This window comes from Paenibacillus lacisediminis, assembly GCF_046567315.2.
In genome coordinates, this window is the sequence record NZ_JBKIAX020000003.1 from 314621 (window position 1) to 334947 (window position 20327).

General features: G+C 50.8%; 21 protein-coding genes. 16 read left to right on the forward strand and 5 right to left on the reverse strand.

What is annotated here, in order from left to right; translation table 11 throughout:
• Positions 1-7 precede the first annotated feature (7 nt).
• From ACLD72_RS07600 to ACLD72_RS07635, 8 genes are all read left to right on the forward strand, one after another.
• A complete protein-coding gene (locus ACLD72_RS07600; RefSeq protein ID WP_411002698.1) occupies positions 8-946 on the forward strand; it encodes a phosphatase PAP2 family protein in 939 nt (312 codons plus the stop codon).
• An 82-nt stretch (positions 947-1028) separates the two neighbouring features.
• Positions 1029-1634 carry a DUF1349 domain-containing protein gene (locus ACLD72_RS07605; protein WP_411002697.1) on the forward strand — a complete coding sequence of 202 codons (606 nt, stop codon included), beginning with the start codon at positions 1029-1031 and terminating at the stop codon, positions 1632-1634.
• A gap of 68 nt (positions 1635-1702) precedes the next feature.
• Positions 1703-2032 (forward strand): hypothetical protein, encoded by a 330-nt coding sequence (locus ACLD72_RS07610; RefSeq protein ID WP_458475676.1) that lies wholly within the window; start codon positions 1703-1705, stop codon positions 2030-2032.
• 63 nt (positions 2033-2095) lie between these two features.
• The gene (locus tag ACLD72_RS07615; RefSeq protein ID WP_411002696.1) at positions 2096-2485 is read left to right on the forward strand and encodes a MerR family transcriptional regulator; all 390 of its coding nucleotides are present in this window, start codon (positions 2096-2098) and stop codon (positions 2483-2485) included.
• 15 nt (positions 2486-2500) lie between these two features.
• Positions 2501-3457 (forward strand): aldo/keto reductase, encoded by a 957-nt coding sequence (locus ACLD72_RS07620; RefSeq protein ID WP_411002695.1) that lies wholly within the window; start codon positions 2501-2503, stop codon positions 3455-3457.
• Between the two features lie 133 nt (positions 3458-3590).
• Positions 3591-5273 carry a spore germination protein gene (locus ACLD72_RS07625; protein WP_411002694.1) on the forward strand — a complete coding sequence of 561 codons (1683 nt, stop codon included), beginning with the start codon at positions 3591-3593 and terminating at the stop codon, positions 5271-5273.
• 25 nt (positions 5274-5298) lie between these two features.
• Complete coding sequence (locus tag ACLD72_RS07630) at positions 5299-6402, forward strand: GerAB/ArcD/ProY family transporter (RefSeq protein WP_411002693.1); 1104 nt, start codon at positions 5299-5301, stop codon at positions 6400-6402.
• Positions 6395-7579: a Ger(x)C family spore germination protein gene (locus tag ACLD72_RS07635; RefSeq protein ID WP_411002692.1), complete on the forward strand. Its 1185-nt coding sequence runs from the start codon at positions 6395-6397 to the stop codon at positions 7577-7579. Before ACLD72_RS07630 ends, ACLD72_RS07635 begins: the two co-directional genes overlap by 8 nt.
• Before the next feature lie 3 nt (positions 7580-7582).
• Here ACLD72_RS07635 and ACLD72_RS07640 read toward each other — a convergent pair whose 3' ends face one another.
• A complete protein-coding gene (locus tag ACLD72_RS07640; protein ID WP_411002691.1) occupies positions 7583-8203 on the reverse strand; it encodes a DUF2306 domain-containing protein in 621 nt (206 codons plus the stop codon).
• Between the two features lie 13 nt (positions 8204-8216).
• Entirely contained in the window at positions 8217-9251 is a 1035-nt protein-coding gene (locus tag ACLD72_RS07645; protein WP_411002690.1) for a DJ-1/PfpI family protein, read from the reverse strand.
• Between the two features lie 163 nt (positions 9252-9414).
• Here ACLD72_RS07645 and ACLD72_RS07650 point away from each other — a divergent pair, with 163 nt between their 5' ends.
• Complete coding sequence (locus ACLD72_RS07650; protein WP_411002689.1) at positions 9415-10101, forward strand: response regulator transcription factor; 687 nt, start codon at positions 9415-9417, stop codon at positions 10099-10101.
• A 1-nt stretch (position 10102) separates the two neighbouring features.
• The gene (locus tag ACLD72_RS07655; RefSeq protein ID WP_411002688.1) at positions 10103-11464 is read left to right on the forward strand and encodes a sensor histidine kinase; all 1362 of its coding nucleotides are present in this window, start codon (positions 10103-10105) and stop codon (positions 11462-11464) included.
• Here the strand turns inward: ACLD72_RS07655 and ACLD72_RS07660 are convergent.
• A complete protein-coding gene (locus ACLD72_RS07660; protein ID WP_411002687.1) occupies positions 11457-12389 on the reverse strand; it encodes an AraC family transcriptional regulator N-terminal domain-containing protein in 933 nt (310 codons plus the stop codon). The two genes, ACLD72_RS07655 and ACLD72_RS07660, sit on opposite strands and share 8 nt — an antisense overlap.
• A gap of 186 nt (positions 12390-12575) precedes the next feature.
• Here ACLD72_RS07660 and ACLD72_RS07665 point away from each other — a divergent pair, with 186 nt between their 5' ends.
• Positions 12576-13313, forward strand: coding sequence for an SDR family oxidoreductase (locus ACLD72_RS07665; protein WP_411002686.1), 738 nt, complete (start codon positions 12576-12578; stop codon positions 13311-13313).
• An 87-nt stretch (positions 13314-13400) separates the two neighbouring features.
• On the opposite strand, the gene ACLD72_RS07670 is transcribed toward ACLD72_RS07665, so the two are convergent.
• On the reverse strand, positions 13401-13949 hold the full coding sequence (locus ACLD72_RS07670) for a TetR/AcrR family transcriptional regulator (protein ID WP_411002685.1): 549 nt from the start codon (positions 13947-13949) through the stop codon (positions 13401-13403).
• 146 nt (positions 13950-14095) lie between these two features.
• Between ACLD72_RS07670 and ACLD72_RS07675 the strand changes: the two genes are divergently transcribed.
• The 3 genes from ACLD72_RS07675 to ACLD72_RS07685 all read left to right on the forward strand — a co-directional run bounded on the left by ACLD72_RS07675 (position 14096) and on the right by ACLD72_RS07685 (position 16612).
• Positions 14096-15016 (forward strand): ketopantoate reductase family protein, encoded by a 921-nt coding sequence (locus ACLD72_RS07675; protein ID WP_411002684.1) that lies wholly within the window; start codon positions 14096-14098, stop codon positions 15014-15016.
• A 38-nt stretch (positions 15017-15054) separates the two neighbouring features.
• Positions 15055-16002 carry a helix-turn-helix transcriptional regulator gene (locus ACLD72_RS07680; protein WP_411002683.1) on the forward strand — a complete coding sequence of 316 codons (948 nt, stop codon included), beginning with the start codon at positions 15055-15057 and terminating at the stop codon, positions 16000-16002.
• Between the two features lie 70 nt (positions 16003-16072).
• Positions 16073-16612 carry a DinB family protein gene (locus ACLD72_RS07685; protein ID WP_411002745.1) on the forward strand — a complete coding sequence of 180 codons (540 nt, stop codon included), beginning with the start codon at positions 16073-16075 and terminating at the stop codon, positions 16610-16612.
• A gap of 86 nt (positions 16613-16698) precedes the next feature.
• Here the strand turns inward: ACLD72_RS07685 and ACLD72_RS07690 are convergent, their stop codons facing one another.
• Positions 16699-17580, reverse strand: a complete 882-nt coding sequence (locus ACLD72_RS07690) for a LysR family transcriptional regulator (RefSeq protein ID WP_411002682.1) — start codon at positions 17578-17580, stop codon at positions 16699-16701.
• A gap of 293 nt (positions 17581-17873) precedes the next feature.
• Between ACLD72_RS07690 and ACLD72_RS07695 the strand changes: the two genes are divergently transcribed.
• Both ACLD72_RS07695 and mdcA read left to right on the forward strand, forming a co-directional pair.
• Positions 17874-18680, forward strand: coding sequence for an ACP S-malonyltransferase (locus tag ACLD72_RS07695; RefSeq protein WP_458475678.1), 807 nt, complete (start codon positions 17874-17876; stop codon positions 18678-18680).
• Positions 18677-20323 (forward strand): malonate decarboxylase subunit alpha, encoded by a 1647-nt coding sequence (gene mdcA / locus ACLD72_RS07700; RefSeq protein WP_411002680.1) that lies wholly within the window; start codon positions 18677-18679, stop codon positions 20321-20323. The genes ACLD72_RS07695 and mdcA overlap by 4 nt, the downstream gene beginning before the upstream one ends.
• The last annotated feature ends 4 nt before the right edge of the window (positions 20324-20327 follow it).

Consider the following 20327-nt stretch of genomic DNA (forward strand, 5'->3'; position numbering starts at 1 on the left):
CTGTTTCTTGCATCCGGAGGAGATCAACCTTGGAAATCTTAACGAACTGGCGCTTTTTGCCTATTCCGGGGCGATCTTCTGGGTGAGCTTGTTCATTTCCCTGGGCAAAGTGCTTGGCCCTAAATGGGAGCAATATCATTCGACCGTCAACCGGTACATGATCATCCTGGGCATTGCTTCGGCCTTGCTTACCGGCATTGTCTTTGCGTACCGTAAGTATAAGCGAAACATGGTGGAGGCGTTAGTGCAATTGCTCACGCAAGGTGTCCGCCGCTTTAACTCGTTCGGCAAAGTCCGGTTTCTGCTGCTGGCTTCTTTCACCGTATTCGTTTTATTTTTCTCGCTGATGATTGGCGTAATCCAAGACTTTTTGGCCCATGAATTCGGGCAGTTCGACGAGATTGCCTCCTATCTGGCGGCAGCCATCTTCGGTCCGAAATGGACAAGTTTGATGAATGTTGCGGGTATGCCGGGAACACTTTATTTCTACGGGCCCGTGTTAGGACTTACTGCGCTGTGGATCGTGCTGCAAAGCAAGGAGCGCAGGCTTGACCTGGCCTTTCTTGTTTGGGTTGTAGCAGGCGGAGAATTTTTGGGCCCCATTTTGCGCCTCATTTTTCATCGCCTGGGACCGGTTGCGGCAGGTGCTCTGCCACTCAATACATTTCCCAGTGGAGAGACGCTGATCTCGCTGACGGTATACGGGTTTTCGGCCTTTCTGCTGCTGCGTTATGAGCAAAAACGCTATATTCGTGTGCCTGTTGTTCTTGGGGTCATACTCATCTGCCTCGCGGTTGGCGTCAGTCGTGTTTATTTCAAGGAACAGTATCCAAGCGACGTCTTTGCCGGGTATGTCTTCGGCGGTGTATGGATCAGTATGAATGTCATACTGCTGGAGATTCTCCGCAAGCTGCGGAGCATTAAAAGATCATCTGTATATGAATAAAGCGGGGAGCAGGGAATCAGGAAGGCCAGCGAGAATTGGTATTAGGGAAGTAGTGATTACTTATTCGGAGAGGAGATCGGAAGTGAGCAAAGACATACTGAATTGGGAGACGGGAAAATGGTTGAATCCGCCTTTGTCTGTGAAGCAAGAGGGAGACCATTTAAAGGTTGTTCCGGAAAAAGGCAAGGATTTTTGGAAAAAGACGTTGTACGGTTTTGAGTTTGAAGACGGTGCGGCGCTGTTAACGGAGTGGGAAACGGACAAAGCGGTGGAGGTGTCGTTTTTGCTTTCCACGTTCACCGAGTTGTATGACCAAGCCGGTATCTTGTTATACCATGGACCGGAACAGTGGATTAAAGCGGGCATTGAAATCAACGATGGAATTCCTCAGTTGTCCGCCGTAGTAACGGACGGGTATTCGGACTGGTCCTTAACGGCCGTACCCGAATGGGAGGGAGAAGAGGTAACCATTCGCGCTTCTGTCATGAAGGATGCCGTCATTATCCGGGCACGAACGGAACACCATGCCTGGCGCACCATCCGAGTGGCCCGCTTCCCATATCCTTCCGGCAATCAAGCGGGCCCCTTCACATGTTCGCCGACTCGGGACGGCCTGGAGGTTACGTTTACCCGCTGGGCGTTCGCCGAGCAGGACCGGGAGCTTCATGCCGATCCACCGGTGGAGTAGCTGTATGTTTCTGCATAATTAAAATAGAGCAGGCCAGTGAAATTTTTCACTGGTTTTTCTTTACTCTATTGAGTTCTCATGAAAAATTTGGGCTCAACCTAGAAATCGGTGTTTGGCAGCCAGCTGTAGGAGCAATAACCGTTGGCCTTCAAAATAGCGGATCTTTATGTGCTTATGATCCGGAGTTGGGCATGTTCATCCCCATTAGCGGCACTTTTTGTCCTTATTTTCCTATGAATGGTCTAGAACGCCGGCATTTCCTTGCGGTGGAGGCAAATAGCGGCATAAATTACCTCTATTTTTCTCAAATGGATGGATTTCTCCAGAATAGCGACATTTTATGTCCTTATTTTTTTCTCTGGAGTTTTCAGGCAACTGGTTTTCGCAGGTTTTCTTGACACAATACCTGTTGACTTAGAGCGCGCTCAAACTTGTAGACTACTTGACAGGAGGGGTTACTGATGACAGGGAAAGAGTTGACGATTCAACAGGCTGCCGAGTTCACTGGTCTAAGCGTACATACACTGCGATATTATGAGCGGATCGGCCTTATGGACCCGATACCACGTGCCAAGAATGGACATCGGCTTTATCGGGAGTACGATTTCGAATGGATCGTATTGCTCGCAAGGCTCCGGGCTACGGGCATGCCGATTGCGCAGATGAAGCAATTCGCCGAGTTCATGCGGCTGGGAAACGCGGGCATTCCGGCACGCAGAGAAATGCTGGAGAAGCACGAGCAGAAGCTGCATGCCGAGCTCCAAACGATTTGGCAAACTCTGAACATGCTGCGGGATAAAATCGATTACTATCGATCCTGGGAAGCGGAGACTAAACTTGAGCAGGATTAACAAGGAGGATGAAGCATGCAACAACATTCATTAGGCACCGCCGGAATCGAGGTCAGCGTATTTAGCTTGGGCTGTCTCAATTTTGGCTCCAAAACGGATAAAAAAACTTCTTTTCGTTTGCTGGATCGTTACGTCGACGCCGGAGGCAATTTTCTGGATACGGCCAACAACTACGCTTTCTGGAACGAGGGATGTACCGGCGGCGAAAGCGAGTCGCTGCTTGGCGGGTGGTTGAAGGAAAGGAAAAACAGAAGCCGAATGGTCGTGGCCACCAAGGTGGGCGCGAAGCCCAGGTTCCCGGGCGCGGGATTCGATCAAATCGAAGGCCTGGGCCGCAAAGCGATTGAAAAGGCGATAGACGAAAGCCTGCAGCGGCTGGGAACCGACTACGTGGATTTGTACTACGCGCATATTGACGATACCGGCACTGAGTTGGAGGAAACCTTGGAAGCGTTTGATCGCTTGGTCAAATCAGGCAAGGTTAGGGCGATTGGCTGCAGCAACTACCGGCTGCCCCGGCTCCGCGAGGCCATGGCGGTCTCCAAAGCCAACGGCTGGGCATCCTATGGTTGTATCCAGCAACGGCATACTTACTTGCGACCGCGAAAGGATGCGGATTTTGGTTTGCAAGTCAGTATGGATGACGATATGCTTGCATACTGCAAGGAGAATAAAGATATTATGCTTCTCGCGTATTCGCCGCTGCTTGGCGGTTTGTATGACAAGGAGAATGCCGAGCTTCCCGACGGTTACCGGAACGAAGAACAATTGAACAGATTGCAGGCGTTAAGGAAGCTGGCGAAAGAGACGGGACACACGCCAAATCAAATTGTGCTTGCTTGGTTGCTGCAAAACGCTCCGGCGGCCTTACCCCTTGTTGCCGTGAGCGATTCCGTTCAATTGGAAGAAAATTTGGGCGCGCTGGATATCCGGCTAAGCTCCGAACAGCTTGATGATTTGAATCTGGCGTAAAACATAAGCATGGCGTTTTTGCGCACACTGCCTGACCGGGCAGTTTTTTTATTTTCGACCATCTGGCTGGTGTGCATCTAACTTCTAATTTCTGGGCAGATTAAAGAAAACCATTTTTCTAAGGGTGTTTCTTGTGTGGTCCAAAATCGCAGCTTATATCCCTGACTGGACGGTCTTTGTGCAGGCGGGGTTCACCTTGCTGATTCCTATCATCATGTATGCTTTGCACCGCTGGCTACGCTCGGTCGTAACGGGGTCGCAAAACCAGTCCGGGGACGGGAGCGGGAGCGGGGCAGCGCCCGCCGGCGGTTCGCCATCACCCCGGGAAAGCTCCGGCCCGTCATTATCCGGAGATTATGAAGCCGATCTCAAGTCTATCAAAGAGACGATCGGCGGCAATGACGACGTGCATTTTCGTGAATACGAGATCACGCCATTTGGCTCGCGGGCGGTGTTGATCTACATTGACGGGATGCAGGAGGAACAGCTGATCGATAGCCAGGTTTTGCAGGTATTGATGTCAGACGCCGCTCAAGATGCCGAACAAAAACCCAAACGTCCTCCTGAAGAACTTGCTGCATACTTTAAGGAAAAAATGTTGCCGATTAGCGAAATTACCGAAGTGACAGAGACCCGGCGCCTTAACGAAGCGATCTTGACGGGACATACGGCCTTGCTGGTGAAGGGGATGCCTCAAGCTTTGCTTGTGGGTGCCCCAAAGGGAAAAACCAGATCTATCGAGGAGCCCACCTCGGAAGCGCTGCTGCGCGGGCCAAGGGTGGGGTTTACTGAACAATTGAGCGATAACACGTCATTGCTTCGGCGCCAGGGACGAACGGAACAGCTGGAAATTAAAAAATACACCGTCGGCAGCGTCGTTAAAAAAGACCTGGCGCTCGCCTACATGAAAACGATTGTGAACCCCGATTTGCTGCAGGAAGTAGAGAGACGGATCGCCAACATAAATCTGGATTATATCGCCGAGTCCGGTTATGTCGAGCAGCTGATCGAAGATGATATGCTAAGCCCTTTTCAGCAGGCGCAAAATACGGAGCGGCCGGACCGGGTCATGAGTGCCCTGATGGAAGGAAGAATCGCACTGCTCCTGGATGGAACGCCGTTTGCGCTCATTGTTCCGGTGACCTTCAGCATGCTGCTGCAGTCTCCGGAAGATTACTATGAGCGGTGGATGGGCGGATCGCTGTTGAGGTTGTTGCGGTTTTTTACCGCGTTTATGTCCCTGATGATTCCTTCGCTGTATATTTCATTTATATCTTTTCACCCCGGGCTGATTCCGACCGAATTGGCCATCACGATTATTGAGACGCGTCAGCGGGTTCCCTTTCCATCGCTCATCGAAATTTTGATCCTGGAAGTCTCGATTGAAATTTTGCGCGAAGCGGGGGTCAGGCTGCCCCGGCCGATTGGCTCCGCGATGGGCATCGTCGGCGGCCTGATCATCGGGGAGGCGGCGGTTCAGGCAGGAATTGTCAGCCCGTTTCTGGTCATTGTCGTCTCGGTCACCGCCATCGCCTCGTTTTCGATCCCGATGTACAGCGCGGGGATTACGCTCCGAATTTTGCGTTTTGTGGGGATGTTTTTTGCCGCTGTGCTGGGGATCTTCGGAACGATCCTTTTCTTCCTGCTGCTTTGCAGCCATCTAACCAAGCTGGAAAGCTTTGGGGTGCCTTATGTAACTCCTGTGTCGCCGCTCAGGCTCCGCGACTGGAAGGATTTGTTCATTCGCGCGCCCCTGACGTTAATGAAGCGCAGACCCGCGATGCTAAAGACGACCCGTAAGCAGCGCAGATCCTAAACTGGAAAAATCAGGAGGGGCCCTTGTGTTCACACGCTCTGATGACAAAATAACGGCATCGCAAGCGGTTGTATTTTTGACCGACAGTATTCTGGGGGCCGGCATTCTGACTTTGCCCAGGAGCGCGACCGAAGAAGTACAAACCCCGGACGCCTGGTTATCCGTTATGCTGGCCAGCGTCCTTGCGTTGCTGGTGGTGTTCATCATGATAAAATTGAGCCAGCAGTTTCCGGGGAACACGGTTTTTGAATTCTCCCGAAAAATCGCTGGCACCATCCCGGGCAGTATTTTGTCTGCGCTGCTGATCGTTTACTTTATGATGATGGCCGTTTTTGAGATCCGCATATTGGGGGAGGTGACGATATTTTATTTGCTCGAGGACACCCCCATTTGGGCCATTATCATTCCTTTTATATGGGTGGCGGCCTATTTGGCATCCGGAGGAATCAACTGCATTGCCCGATTGTTCCAAATTATTTTCCCTATAAGTATTCTAGTTTTGGTGCTAAGCCTGTTTCTCAGCCTGAGACTGTTCAACATCGATAATTTGCGTCCATTGCTCGGGGAAGGCTTGCCCCCTGTAATTGCGGGTTTGAAATCAACACTGCTCAGTTTTGCGGGCTTCGAAGTCGTGCTGATTCTGGTCGGACATCTGCAGCAGCCCGAGAAAGCGGTCAAAATGCTGCTGGCCGGGATGAGCATTCCGATTGCCCTGTACCTTGGCACGTTCGTGATGGTTGTGGGCTGCATGTCGGTCGACGCGGTGCTAAGAAGCACCTGGCCGACGCTTGATCTTCTGCGCAGCTTTGAAATCAGCGGATTGTTTTTCGAACGATTTGAGTTTCCGTTTCTGGTGATCTGGATCATGCAGATGTTTTGCAATTTCACCAGCAATTTTTTCGTCGCCTCCCTAGGCGTATCGAAAGTTTTCCGCATTAAGTTCCCTGCTGTCTTATTTGCGCTAATGCCGGTGATTTTTATATTCGCGCTCTTGCCCAAAAGCATCAACGACTTACTTGGACTTGGCGGAGCAAACGGAATCATGAGCGTCATTGTGTTCGTTTTGGTGACCCTGCCGTTATCCGTCATATTCCTCATCCGGAAGAAAGGACTCAAGCAGCATGTGTAGACGACGTATTCTGTTCCTGTTTGTTGCCGCCGGATTGCTTGTGACGCAAACAGGATGCTGGAGCAGTAAAGAAATCGAAGATTTAAGCATGTACGTCGGATTGGCTTTGGATGTAGGAAAGCCGACAGCCGTTGAACAGCAGTTGGAGAAGCAAGGGGGAAGTTATCCTAAGCGGAATTTGATGACGGCCACAGTTCAGATCGTTCCGATGAAAACCTCCGGCAGCGGCAAACAACAAGAGGAAGGGCCTGAATTTCTGAACACATCGGAAACGGGCGACTCTCTTTTCGAGATTATGCGACAGTATTCGCTTCGCCGGGAGCGTGCGGTCATCGGCCACCATCTGAAGGTGATCGTCATCTCCACCGAGCTGGTCCAAAAGCAAAGCCTGGACAAACTGCTGGAGTTCGTGCTTCGCGATAACGATATTCGTCCAAGCTGTATTGTCCTGCTCAGCCAAGGGCTGGCACGGGATACGTTTGAAGCGGGGCAGCCCGGCGAAATCCCGGCATTCAAGCTGAAGGACCTGCTGCGCGGTCACTTTAGAACCGGCAAAATCATGGAGGCGGTTATTCTAACTAAACTGGATGGTTTGTTAGGCTCCAAGCGGAGCTTTATCCTGCAGGAGGTGGTGGCGGGCGATGGCGAGACGGAATTTTCGGGAGCGGGTATTATAAAAGGGGAGACCGGCAGATGGATCGGTTCGCTGGACCAAACGGATGTGGAGAGCATTTCCTGGATCAAAGGCGAAGTACAAGGCGGAGCTATTAAAAGCTATGACTGGCGAAATGAACCGATCACGTATGAGGTTGAATCCATGAAGAGCCAAATAACCTCTAAGGTACGGGAAAACCAGCTTTCGTTTCATGTAAAGATCGAATCGGAAGGACGGATCATCGAAAATTGGGATGTTTCGGAGGATCCGTCCAAAATCGAATATCAGGAGAAGGTGAAGAAGATATTCGAAAAAAAGTTGTCCCAAATGCTTGAGACAACATTGCAAAAAATGCAGTCAAAATACAAAGTTGAAGTGGCCGGATTTGGTGAAAAGCTAAAAATTCAGCAACCGAAATACTGGAAAAAGGTGGAGGACCATTGGGACGACGTGTTCAGTCAAACGCCGGTAATCTTTGATATCCAATTTACAATCACGGATTACGGATCATCCACAAAATAAACCCTAGCGATTCATTCTAATGATAATGCCGGGAATGATCAGCAGCAGCACGATGGAGCCATAAACGCCAATGGTGTAGCTGGTTGCGTAAACGAGACCAACCCCATGATGAAAAAGGGTGGTGATGAGATGAATCAGCATATTCGTAAAACAAAAGGCGTAGCTTCGGATCATCCAGTTCCGGTGCCGATCAATCTGTTTTCTTTTGATTTGGACGAGCGCCATCATCGTGATAAACAGCCAGATCAGATTCAGCGCATTAAATCCCATGCTGCCGATTCTACCGCCAGTAGCGTAAGGCGCCATGTATCCGGAAGTCAACACGACAAGCAGTACGGACACGATGTAAACGTAGCCGTTAATGCGATGAAACCTGCGGCTTTTTTCAAAGATTCGCTTGGAGAAGTTGAGCAGTCCCGCCGCCATGGCGATGCAGGCAAAAGCAACGTGAACATACATCACGTTTAACCAAACGGGAAGATTAAGCTCGCGTTTCAAACCGGTTTTATGGCTTAAAAATTCCGTGGCTCCCGGATCGATCCAATAGTTTTTCACCAAGGTGTGAATGATAAACAGGGTGCCGATCACGGCCAGAATTCCGTATAATGTTTTGCGTTTGTTCATGTGATCCCCCGGCTCAAGAAGCCCGCTTTCCGCTTAGTTTGGATGACGGCAGCATGCCGGCTTTGGCGACACCGATCATGTCATCTCCGTCTACGACGGCTTCGAATTTTAGATTTAAGCGCATCGGTTTTGTGATTCGCAGCGACCAGGTAAGTTTGTTGCCCTGCAGAAGGGGGTCCAAAAACGGGACTGTCTCATCCCCTTGAATTGCGTTACCTTGGATTACTCCGCTGCTTGTTGAGATGGAGAGCTTTATCTGCATTTTCCCCACAGGTGTAGCGATCATCGCATCCCAGTCCCCGTCGAAGACGGATGCCTGGGTGATTTGGTTATCTCCAGCGGCATAAGCCGCTTTCGCTTTGTCCGCCGCGTCGTTTGGTTCGCCGGCCGCCTTTTGCTTCTGTCCACCGGGCGCCAGTCCGGTTTCTTTCCAGACCGTCCCCCTCCGTTCAAATTCGAACAACTGCTCTACCGCGTGGGCGATACGAGGTCCAAGCTCACGTTCCACCAGATACAGCGCTACATCGAGTCCGGAAGTTACGCCGCCGCCGGAAACGAGGTTGCCGTCATCCACCACACGTGCGTGGACAGGAATCGCTCCGGTTGCGCCAAGTACATCCATGCCCATATGGTGGGTTACCGCTTGTCTGCCTTCCAGCAGCCCTCCCATGGCCAGCAGCAGGGAACCGCCGCATACGGTGGCGACGATGATGTCTTGTTGCCTAAAGGCTTGCTCCATCAGTCCGGTCAATTCCGTTTGCGCCGTTCTGCTCAAAATGGCCGGGATCGAATCAGGGCTGTCTCCTTCGACATCCCCCGCCGCGCCAGGCACGAGAATGATCCCCGCCTGCTGCGGATTAAGCCGGCCGCTGGCTTCAATTTTTAACCCGTTGACACCACTGGTCACGGATCTTGGCCCTTCGGCGGTGACGAACTCTACGCTCACCGCGTTTTCGGCATGCATGCCAGCGGCGTTAAACACCTCGTAAGGTGCGATGGCATCCAACAGGTCGAAGCCGTCAAACAACACAATTTGCACGGTTAGCATCAGTAAATCCTCCTAGTTCAAAGTAATTCCAATCATAACAAACGAATATCTCAAACCAAGCTGCAAAAAGGTCACAAAACAATAAACAAACCATCACAAAACATAGAGAGTTGTCAGCTCTTTCACAAAAAATGATAAACTAGGGGGTGAAGGTGGGATATTCATGAGCGCATTACATACGATCCTCGTTGTTGACGACGACCGCAGTATCGTTGAACTATTAAGGGACTTTTTGGAGAACGATCATTTTCAAGTGGTCACCGCGGGTGACGCCGCTGAAGCATGGGCTTTGTTCGAGCAAAATTCCATCGATTGTATCGTGCTTGACATCATGATGCCGGGGCAAAATGGATTTGAGTTATGCCGCCGGATTCGGGCGGAGAGCAACGTGCCGATCCTGTTCCTTAGCGCGCGCAGCGATGATGTGGACAAGATTCGCGGCCTGACGCTCGGCGGCGATGACTATATCGTCAAAACCGCTTCGCCCGGAGAGATCGTGGCCAGGGTCAAAGCCGTATTGCGGCGAACCGCTTCGGGCCGGCAAATGGACGGAAGCATCCTCGATTACGGCCGCATCAAGTTAAACTTGTCCACCAGAGAAGTGCTGGCAGATGGGAAGGACGTCGTGCTGACGCCAAAGGAATATGACCTGTTGCGACTATTCGCCGAGCACCCGAGACATGTGTTTACATATGAACAATTGCTCGCAAAATTTTGGGACGGGGTAGGCGATCGCCATACGATTCGCGTCCATCTCAGCCGGCTGCGCGAGAAAATCGAGTCTGATCCGAACCATCCGGAATACCTGGTGAACGTATGGGGAATAGGGTATCGCTTTGAGGGAGGATAAAATGAGAACACTTCGCATCCGTACGTTTACTTTGCTTTGCTTCTTGTTTATCCTGTCATTGCCGTGGATCTTTTTTCTCACAGCTCACTTTATGGAAACCAAAACGTTTAGCATCTCCAACAGCGGGCTGCAAAATAAAGCGCTGCAAGCACAATTAACCGGGATCACTCAGCAGATTGAAAGCGGTTCGGACAAGTGGAAGGATTCCGCTTGGCAAAAGCAGTTGCATGGAGAGCTGCGGAAAGCGAATATGGATGCAGACATTTTTTCTGCGTCGGATCAGGAGATTTACCGGTCCAATCCGGAGCGCCGCGGCTCTCTGCGGTCAACGGAACGGTTTTCCATCATCGAGGACGGCCATTTGCTGGGAAGAGTGGTCATTTACCTGCCTAAGTCAAATACCGTTCAAATGATTTCAGCGTTTGCCGGATTTTTATTAGCTTTCTTTATTATTGCTGTTGAAATGCGGAGGTTCCTGCTTAAGCCGCTCGAGAAGATGGGTAATGCAGCCCGGCAAATTGCCGCAGGAGATTGGGATGTGCAGTTACCCCGGTCCAAGATCACGGAAATCGCTGAAGTCCGCGACGGCTTTGCAGTGATGGTAAATGGGCTGCAGCAGTCGTACCGGAAACAAGTGGAATTGGAAGAAGAACGCCGATTCGTGATTTCCGCGGTCGCACATGATTTACGGACACCGTTGTTCGCGTTACGCGGCTATTTGGACGGTTTGGAGCAAGGCATTGCGGATTCGCCGGAGAAAATGGCAAAATACTTAGCGGTTTGCAAGGAAAAATCGGCGCAATTGGACCGTCTCGTCGAGGACCTGTTCACCTTTACAAAGATGGAGTATTTGGAGACGGAACTGAACAACAAAACGGTTGATTTTAAACTTCTACTCCAGAAGTCGATGGACAGTCTGAGCCCGCTGGCCCGGCAGAAACAGATCTCGATCTCTAACCGTGCTGCGGACGATTTGTTGATTAACGGTGACGCGCACCTTTTGGAGCGCGCCATAAACAATCTGTTGGATAATGCCGTCAGACATACCCCTAATGGCGGTGAAATTGTTGTTCAAAGTGATCAAGAGGGAGATAAAGTATGGTTTACGATCCGTGATACGGGGCCAGGCTTCTCATTGGAGGAACTGGGGCGCGTTTTCGAACCTCTATATCGCGGGGAAACATCTCGAAGCCGTTCCACGGGAGGCAGCGGATTAGGGCTGACCATTTCACAAAGAATTGTCAGGCGGCATGGGGGTGAGCTTACTGCCAGCAACCATCCCGATGGGGGAGCGATGCTGGCAGGTTGGATACCGCTTACTGTACCTCCCCCTCGGACATCGAGCGGGCCTCGATTTAACTAAGCACATTGGAGTCCGTTAATGAACCGCGAAGTTCCTGAACATCCATCATCGGGGGACGTCCATACATCCGGGCATATTCCCGGCTGAACTGAGACGGGCTTTCGTAGCCAACGTGGAAAGCAGCGTCGGAGGCCTGCATCGCTTCCGTCAACATCAAGCGCCGCGCTTCTTGTAAACGCACCGTTTTCTGGTATTGCAAAGGGCTCATCGCCGTAACGCGCTTGAAATGTTTATGAAACGCCGATGTGCTCATGTTTACGGACTTTGCCAGTTCCTCCATCAGGAGCGGACGGTTGTATTGCCGGTTAATCACCTGGATCGCCTGCGCGATGTTGTACGCATGGCTGCCGATAATCGCGAATTGTTGGATGAGTGCGCCTTGCTCGCTTTGCAGCACCCGATACAAAATTTCGCGGGTAATGAGCGGAGCCAGGATCGGAATGTCCATAGGCGTATCCAGCAACTGCAAGAGACGCACAAGGGCTTCCAGTAACGCGGCGGACGTTTGGTTTACGGTTATGCCGCGGGCTTCAGCGGGAGTGGCCACCGGAAGGTTCATCTCTTTCACGATATCCAGAATAACGTCGACATCGAAGCCCAGCTTCAAGCTGAGATAAGGGACCTCGGGCGAAGCTTCAATGATTTTGCCAACGATGGGCAGTTCGACGGAGGTGACCAAATAATAGGAAGGATCGTAACGGTAGATTTCTTCGGCCAGCATGGCCGTTTTCGCTCCTTGCGCCACAACGCAAATGGATGGTTTATACACCGACTCCAGCGGTTCCGACAGCCGGGTGGTATGCATGAGCGCCAAAGAAGGCACGGCCGTATGATGCGTTTCGTTAAGCGGAGCATGGCGCAGGATCAAGCTCGCCATTTGCTGCAAAGCTTGCTCCATGCGTTGTGATTCATTCGTTTGGTCCATGGCTAAGGACTCCTTCCGGAAAATATAACATAATCTGCTTCTATAATAACGAGACCGAAGAGAATTAGGCAAGAATCGAACAGGTATGTTCTAACGGGTTCATACAGGTTCAAATTATAATGAACTTGCAAGGTCAAATCCGGCGGTCATCGCTTCAGCCTAAATTCAAAAAAGGAGAGATTGGGAATGACATTGAATGGAAAAGTCGCCATCGTCACCGGCGCGTCTAGGGGGATTGGAAAGCAAATAGCCATCCAGTTGGCCCAATTCGGAGCGAAAGTGGTTGTCAATTATTCCTCGAATCCCGAGAAAGCGGACGAGGTCGTAAAATCGATAGAGCATTCCGGCGGGGCAGCCATCGCCATCCGGGCTAACGTCGGCAACGTAAGCGAAGTCGAAGCATTATTTTCCGGAACGCTTGAGAAATTCGGGCGCGTGGACATTCTCGTCAATAATGCCGGAATCATGGAGTGCAGAGCAATAGAGGATGTAACGGAGGAGATGTTTGACCGGCATTTTGCCGTTAACGTGAAAGGGACTTATTTTGCCTGCGGGCAAGCGATGAAGCATATGGAGAAAGGCGGGACGATCATCAACTTCTCGACCTCCGTGTCAGGCGCGATGCTTCCGACGTACAGCGTATACGCGGCAACCAAAGGAGCGGTCGAGCAGTTGACCCGCCAATTGGCAAAAGAGTTCGGTCCGAAAGACATCACCATTAATTGCATTGCGCCGGGGCAAGTATCGACCGAGTTATTTTTAAACGGCAAATCGGATGAGCAGATTGATTCGTATCGCCGCATGAACGCGTTTGGTCGGCTTGGCGAACCGGAGGACATCGCGAATGCAATCGAGCTGCTCGCCAGCGACAAAGCCCGGTGGATTACGGGACAGACGATTCGCGTAAACGGCGGCTTCAATTAATAATGAAAGAGGTTGCCTGAACAAAGATGGACGAACTCGGCGCATTAGCGCCTGAGGTTCGTTTATCTTTGTTGAATGGTAGGTTTATTATTTAGAATAAGGCGTAATCCCCTTTGTATACAGGTTGTCCACTAACTTGAAAAATTCTTCTGATGATAAATCCTTTTGTCGCTGGAGCCAAAGACGAAATAAAGAAAGGGATGTTGAGAGGTAAAACTCAATCAAGTACGGCGTTATGGACTGGTTTTGCGGAATGTTTAATTCCAATCTATCCAAAGCGATTTCCCTTTTTAAGCGATTTAAAAACCGAGTGCTTCCATAATCGCCCAGGAGGGCACTGAGAATCGAGAGATACTCCCTTTTGTCCAAACAATGGAGCGCATTTTGGACCGTGTGCATAGATAACTCTTTATTCGCCAATTCTTCTTTTATGTAGTTCAATAAATTATTTTCAACATATTCTAACAGTTCATAAATATCAGAAAAGTATTGATAAAATGTACTGCGGTTATAACCTGACTTATTCGCAAGCTCTTGAATGGAGATTTTTTCAATCGGCTTTTGGCGATATAACTCACAAAAAACATCTATAAAGATTTGTTTTGTTTTCTCCGTTGTTTCCGGCTGCTTTTTCATTTTATACCCCTATTCCAACATGAATATCATCCGACAAATAATGAAAAACTGATGGTTGATAAAGGAATAATAAAGATCTATGATCACATTATACAACATGTTGTCTGATGATTAAAAGGAAATGTTGAAAAATAGGGGGGGGGTTTATGTCAGCAAAACAAAATAGAGTTTTAATTTTTGGTGCAGGTGTTATAGGCTGCGCATACGCAATCAAATTCATTGAAGCAGGAATTGACGTCACTCTGTTTGCGCGTTCTAATAGATTTACAACATTGAAAGAAAATGGCCTTCAATATTATGCAAAAGGTGCGGTTAAATCTATAAAAGTAAATGTCATTGATACGCTTGAAAATGATGATGTATATGATTTTATTTTCGTTACAGTTCGTTACGATCGATCCGAATCAGCGCTGTTAGCATTAAAAGACAATCAAAGCAAAAATATTGTTACGATGATCAGCAATTCAATTGGATTTTCTTCGTGGCTGGATATGGTTGGAGATCGGCTTTTACCAGCTTTCCCCGGTGCCGGCGGACAGATTAAAGATGGAATTTTGTATGCCCGGTTTCCACCAAAGGTTCTAGTGGCTACTATGTTTGGAGAAATTAATGGTTTAGTGACAGAACGTGCAGAAAACCTCGCAAAATTATTTGAAACAGCAAAACTTCCCTACGCAATTAATAAGGATATGAAAGCTTATCTAATCACACATTCAGTATCGGACATTGCCATGCTTAGTGTTTTACATTCTGAAGATAAGATCATTGATGAAAAAACAGTTAAAACCAGAAAAACGGCACATAAAATAACAATCACTTTAAAAACGTATTTAAAGGCAATCCAAAAAGCTGGCATTGCTATTAATCCATCTGCACTCAAAATTGTGCTTAAATTCCCTAATTTGATTTTGGATTTATTCTTTATGATATGGCTCCGGACTAAAATGGTTAAGGATATGATGCTGCCGGATTATGCGAGTAGCGCAAACAATGAAATTGTGCGGTTGAATAACGATTTATTGAAGTTTTTAAATCAAAATGATATCGATCTGGAAATACATGCTTAGTGACAACGTTTAATTATTCGAGGCGAGGGTAAAAGAACATGAACAAAACCGAACGGCAGCTCGCCATAACGCTTGAACTGCAGCGAAGCAAGGTGGTCAGAGCGGAAGACTTGGCGGCTCAATTCGAGACAAGCGTACGGACGATATACCGCGACATTCAAGCCTTAAGCGAAGCGGGGGTTCCGATAGTCGGGGCTCCCGGGCAGGGATACTCCTTAATGGAAGGATATTTCCTGCCACCGGTCGGCTTTACGGCGGAAGAGGCCGTGGCTTTGCTTATGGGAACGGATTTTATCGAGCAGAGGCTGGATGGCGATTACAGCAGCGTGGCCAAAGCAGCCAGGCGCAAAATCGAAGCGATTCTGCCGGAGCCGGTGCGCGGTGAGTCAGCGCGCGTACGGGAGACGATGCGGCTCCTTCGTGCCGGCGAACCGGTAACCGGACGGAAGGAGAAAGACTATCTCGGCCAAGTACGGCGGGCGATTTTGGAGCGGCGTAAATTAAGCTTTACGTATCTGAAAAAAATCCCGGAAGCGGACGGGGGCAGGGAGAGCAGGCGGGAGGCCGCTCCATATGGGCTGACGCTCGTACAGGGGAATTGGGTTTTGATCGCGCGCTGCGACCTGCGGCAGGATATCCGCCATTTCCGTTTGTCGCGGATGAAGGAGCTTGCCGTGTTGGAAGAGCGTTTTTCCATGCCGCCCGGGTTTAATCTAAGCCGTTACCGCCCGCCGAATGACCGTAACCTGCAGGTGCTGGTTCGGGTGAACCCCAATATCGCCGACAATATCGCCGAGACCGTTAATTTTTATGTAGAAGAGACTGAGGAGCGGGAGGACGGACTGCGGGTCACCTTTCGCGTCCGGCAGTTGGAGGAGCTGCTGCCATATGTGCTCGGATGGGGCGGGGAGGTGGAGGTGCTGGAACCGGATTCCCTCCGCCGCCGGATTCGGGAAGAGGCCGAAAAAATTTTAAAACGCTACTGACACGCTGTTGTCAGTAGCGTCTTTTTATAATGGGAGTATATCCATGATTGAAGAGGAGTTGGTTTTAGTGATGAGAAGTACGGCTGAGGCACTGCAGGCGTTTGAAGCAACGGTGGAAGGGTATTTGAGCGAATTGGAAAAGCTTGATATGGAGCAGCTGCTTAAAAAAACGAATGAGGAGGAATGGTCCATCGGGCAAATGTATATGCATTTGATTCAATCGGCGCAATATATGCATCTGAGCCATATCGACCAATGTTTGGCCGAAAGCGAAGCGAGTTTGGTCCACACAGGGGAAAAAACGGAGCGAGGCCGGGCGGCATTCGAACTGGGAAGCTTTCCGCCCATTCGGGTTCGGGTCCCGGCTTCGCCGCAATACACCCCGCAGCAGCCGGAGAGCAAGCAGCAGTTGTCGGAAGGGCTGCGTGGTGTGGTGGAGCGGATGAAACACACGGAACCTGTGTTGGGCCAGGCGCCCGAACGAAACAAGATGCCGCATCCCGGATTCGGCCCGTTAAACGCCAAGGAGTGGTTTCTGCTGATCGAGATGCATTACCGGCATCATCTCCTGCAATTGGACCGTTTAAAGCGGGAGTTAAGTTTGGTTTAATAAAAGATAAGTTCAATAATATAGCGGCAGTCTAGGGCTTTTTTCTTGTCCGAGGCTGCCGCATTTTATTTCTCCTTATGGAAAGCCTATTCTCCAAGGCTCGAGCCGATATTCCGGAAGAATTGCAGGATGAACTCGAAAAACGAATTCTCCGTGTCGGTCAGCCGCTGCCCGGCGGGCCAGGACAAATAGATGGTGCGCTTGCACCGGGGCTCACTAATGTGAAGCAGCTTAATGTCTTCGGTAACGACCTTGCTCCACAGGATGGAAGGAATGAAGGAGACGCCGATGCCCGTCTGGATCAGTCCTCGCACCGTGGCCGGATCATCGCTTTCAAAGACGATGTCGGGTTCGTACGGCAGTTGCGCGAAGAAGCGGTCGGTCGTTCTTCGCAGCGGATGGCTCGTCGTCAGACTGATGAACTTCTCATGCTCCAGGTCTTTTAGAGATACGGAATCAAGGGAACTGAGCGGATGAACCGAAGGCACGCCGAGTAATATTTCCTCCTCAAGCAGAACGGTGTGTTCATTGCCTTCTATTTCTTCGGATATGATTGCGAAATCGTAAGCCAGCTCTTTCTTGATCTGGATAGGATGCTGGGTCAAGTTAAACCGGATATTCGAGTACAGGCCGCGAAACTGTTGGACAAGACTGGGCAGCAGCATGGAGCCTACGGCGACATACAACGTGATGATCTCAATTTTTTCTTGCTGCATTTCCTTGATCTCGGACACGCCTTGTTCCAGAGCGGACAGTGACTGGTTCACCCGTTTCAGAAACTTTTTGCCGTATTGGTTCAACACGATATGTTTGCCTTCCCGGTCGAACAACTGCACCCCCAATTCCGTCTCCAGGTTCCGAATCATTTTGCTGAGCGCAGGCTGCGAGATAAACAGCTCGTCGGCAGCCCGCGTTACATTTTCATGTTTTGAGGTGACTTGAAAATATTTAAGCTGCAGAAAATCCATGCTGAATCCATCCCCTTTATAGTGCGAGTTCTCCCATTAAAATGTGTGTTCAAAAGCTGACTTTTTGAACTATCGCTTATAACCGGAAGGTTATCAATTATATATGTATATATGTATTTTACAGTTTTTTACGGGCTTCTTACAATAAACAGTGTAACGAAGTCGAATCCGCTAAAGGTGGTGAGATTCTGAACATCGTATTTGCTTTTCCCGGTCAAGGGGCGCAAACTCCCGGTATGCTGCAGGATGTGCCAGAGTATGTGAAAAAGGCAGCAAAGATAGTAGGGACCCCCTTGCGAGATGATGAAGTCGCGATGGACTCGACGGTCTGGATTCAGGCGGGGCTTTTCGTAAAGGAGACTGCGTTCGCATACCGGCTAATCGAGCGGGGCATCCGCCCTCAATTTGTGGCCGGGCACTCCATCGGCGCTTTTCCCGCCGCGGTCATTGCCGGAGTCCTCTCGTTCGAGGATGCGCTTCGGCTCGTGTGGCGCCGGGCCAAGCTAATGGAAGCTGCTTACCCTGAAGGTTACGGAATGGGTGTCATCATCGGGCTTACCAAAGCGGAAGTTCAGCAAGCCGTGGATCGCTCCCACAGCGAGGTGGCGCCTGTCTATCTCTCCAATATGAACGCCGAACAGCAAATCGTCCTTTCCGGCTCATTGGAAGGGATTCAGCAGGCTTTTCGGCAGGCGAAAGCGCTGGGGGCAAGTAAAACTGCGCTGTTGAAGGTGCCGATTCCATCGCACTGCCCTTTGATGTCAGGTATATCCGAGCAGTTATTGGAGCTGGTACGGACCTTTCCTTTGCAGGAAGCTGCGATCCCTTATTTGGCGAACCATACGGGGAGAATGCTCAGGGCGAAAGACAAAATCGCCGAGGATCTGGCCCTAAACGTAGCTTACCCCGTGCGCTGGATCGATATGGCGGCCGTCTGCGCCGAATCCGGAGCCGACTGCTTTATCGAAATGCCTCCGGGCCACACGCTTTCCCGCCTCGTCAAGCAGGCCCACCATGACACCCGGCAGATTGCCGTGGACGAGGTTGGTCTGGAAGCGGCCGAATATCTGATTAGAAAATGGAAGGAGCAAGAAGAATGAGCAAAGTGCTGCGTTCCTGGTCACAAAAACGCGATAAAAAACGGGAAAAATTAAATAAGGTAGAGAAGTGGCTGAACGGAAAATACGTCGAGTCCTCCCGGATCGTCGATATCCTGGAGGCGCTGATTGAACCGGGCGCCAGGGTCGTTCTGGAGGGGGATAACCAAAAGCAGGCGTCCTTTCTGTCCCAGAAGCTGCTGGAAGTCGATCCCGGCAAGGTGCATGACCTGCATATGATCATGTCCAGCATTTCCAGACCCGAGCACCTGGATATTTTCGAAAAAGGCATCGCCGGGAAGTTGGATTTCTCCTACAGCGGCTCGCAAAGCCTGCGCGTTGCGCAAATGATCGAGGATGGAACGCTGAAGCTTGGCGACATCCATACGTATTTGGAATTGTTCGGCCGCCTGTTCATCGACCTGATTCCGGACGTTGTGCTGGTGGCGGCGGACAAAGCGGACCGCGAGGGCAACCTTTATACCGGCTTCAACACAGAAGAAACCCCGACGATCGTGGAAGCGGCGGCTTTCAAGGACGGTATCGTCATCGTGCAGGTCAACGAAATCGTGGATGAGCTGCCGAGAACGGATATTCCGGCCTCCTGGGTGGACGTGATCGTCAAAGCCGACAAGCCTTATGCGCTGGAGGCGCTGTTTACCCGCGACCCGCAAAACATCACGGAGCTGCATATTCTAATGGGAATGATGGCGATCAAAGGCATTTACGGTAAACATCACGTACAGTCGCTGAACCATGGCATCGGTTTTAATACCGCGGCGATTGAGCTGCTGCTGCCAACCTATGGTGAAGAGCTCGGGTTGAAGGGCAAAATTGCCAAGCATTGGGCCTTGAATCCTCACCCGACCCTGATTCCGGCAATCGAATCCGGCTGGGTGGAAAGCATCCACAGCTTCGGCGGCGAGGTCGGCATGGAAAAATATATCGCGGCCCGTTCTGATGTATTTTTCGTCGGCAAGGACGGCACGATGCGCTCCAACCGGGCAATGGGCCAGGTGGCGGGACAATTCGCCGTGGACATGTTCATCGGCTCGACGCTGCAGATCGATCCGCTGGGCAACTCGTCCACCGTGACCTCCGGCAGACTGTCCGGCTTCGGCGGCGCGCCGAACATGGGCCACGATCCCCGTGGACGCCGGCATGCGACAAAGGCATGGCTCGACATGATCGAACGCCCGCATGAGCTCGCCAAAGGCCGCAAGCTGGTCGTGCAGATGGTGGAAACCTATGGCGCCAACAAGAAGCCGGTATTCGTGGATTCACTTGACGCCGTCAAGGTGAAGGACGAATCCGGCCTCGCGGTTACGCCAATCATGATTTACGGCGACGATGTCACCCACGTCGTCACCGAGGAAGGCATCGCTTACCTCTACAAAACGGACAGCGTCGAGGAAAGAAAGCAGGCGCTCGCGGCAATTGCCGGCGTATCGCCCCTGGGCATGGAGAGCAGCGAAAGCGATGTGCGTGGGTTGCGCGACAGAGGCATTGTAGCCTATCCGGAGGATCTCGGCATCATGCGCAGACAAGCTAAACGTTCGCTGCTGGCGGCGCAGACGATCAACGACCTTGTGGATTGGTCGGACGGGCTGTATGAGCCGCCGGCTAAATTCCGCAGCTGGTCTTAAAGCC

Coding starts and splice junctions, on each gene's coding strand:
- ACLD72_RS07615 (WP_411002696.1), top strand. CDS start 2,096: ATGACAGGGAAAGAGTTGACGATTCAACAGGCTGCCGAGTTCACTGGT.
- ACLD72_RS07620 (WP_411002695.1), top strand. CDS start 2,501: ATGCAACAACATTCATTAGGCACCGCCGGAATCGAGGTCAGCGTATTT.
- ACLD72_RS07635 (WP_411002692.1), top strand. CDS start 6,395: ATGTGTAGACGACGTATTCTGTTCCTGTTTGTTGCCGCCGGATTGCTT.
- ACLD72_RS07640 (WP_411002691.1), bottom strand. CDS start 8,203: ATGAACAAACGCAAAACATTATACGGAATTCTGGCCGTGATCGGCACC.
- ACLD72_RS07645 (WP_411002690.1), bottom strand. CDS start 9,251: ATGCTAACCGTGCAAATTGTGTTGTTTGACGGCTTCGACCTGTTGGAT.
- ACLD72_RS07650 (WP_411002689.1), top strand. CDS start 9,415: ATGAGCGCATTACATACGATCCTCGTTGTTGACGACGACCGCAGTATC.
- ACLD72_RS07655 (WP_411002688.1), top strand. CDS start 10,103: ATGAGAACACTTCGCATCCGTACGTTTACTTTGCTTTGCTTCTTGTTT.
- ACLD72_RS07660 (WP_411002687.1), bottom strand. CDS start 12,389: ATGGACCAAACGAATGAATCACAACGCATGGAGCAAGCTTTGCAGCAA.
- ACLD72_RS07665 (WP_411002686.1), top strand. CDS start 12,576: ATGACATTGAATGGAAAAGTCGCCATCGTCACCGGCGCGTCTAGGGGG.
- ACLD72_RS07670 (WP_411002685.1), bottom strand. CDS start 13,949: ATGAAAAAGCAGCCGGAAACAACGGAGAAAACAAAACAAATCTTTATA.
- ACLD72_RS07675 (WP_411002684.1), top strand. CDS start 14,096: ATGTCAGCAAAACAAAATAGAGTTTTAATTTTTGGTGCAGGTGTTATA.
- ACLD72_RS07680 (WP_411002683.1), top strand. CDS start 15,055: ATGAACAAAACCGAACGGCAGCTCGCCATAACGCTTGAACTGCAGCGA.
- ACLD72_RS07685 (WP_411002745.1), top strand. CDS start 16,073: ATGAGAAGTACGGCTGAGGCACTGCAGGCGTTTGAAGCAACGGTGGAA.
- ACLD72_RS07690 (WP_411002682.1), bottom strand. CDS start 17,580: ATGGATTTTCTGCAGCTTAAATATTTTCAAGTCACCTCAAAACATGAA.
- mdcA (WP_411002680.1), top strand. CDS start 18,677: ATGAGCAAAGTGCTGCGTTCCTGGTCACAAAAACGCGATAAAAAACGG.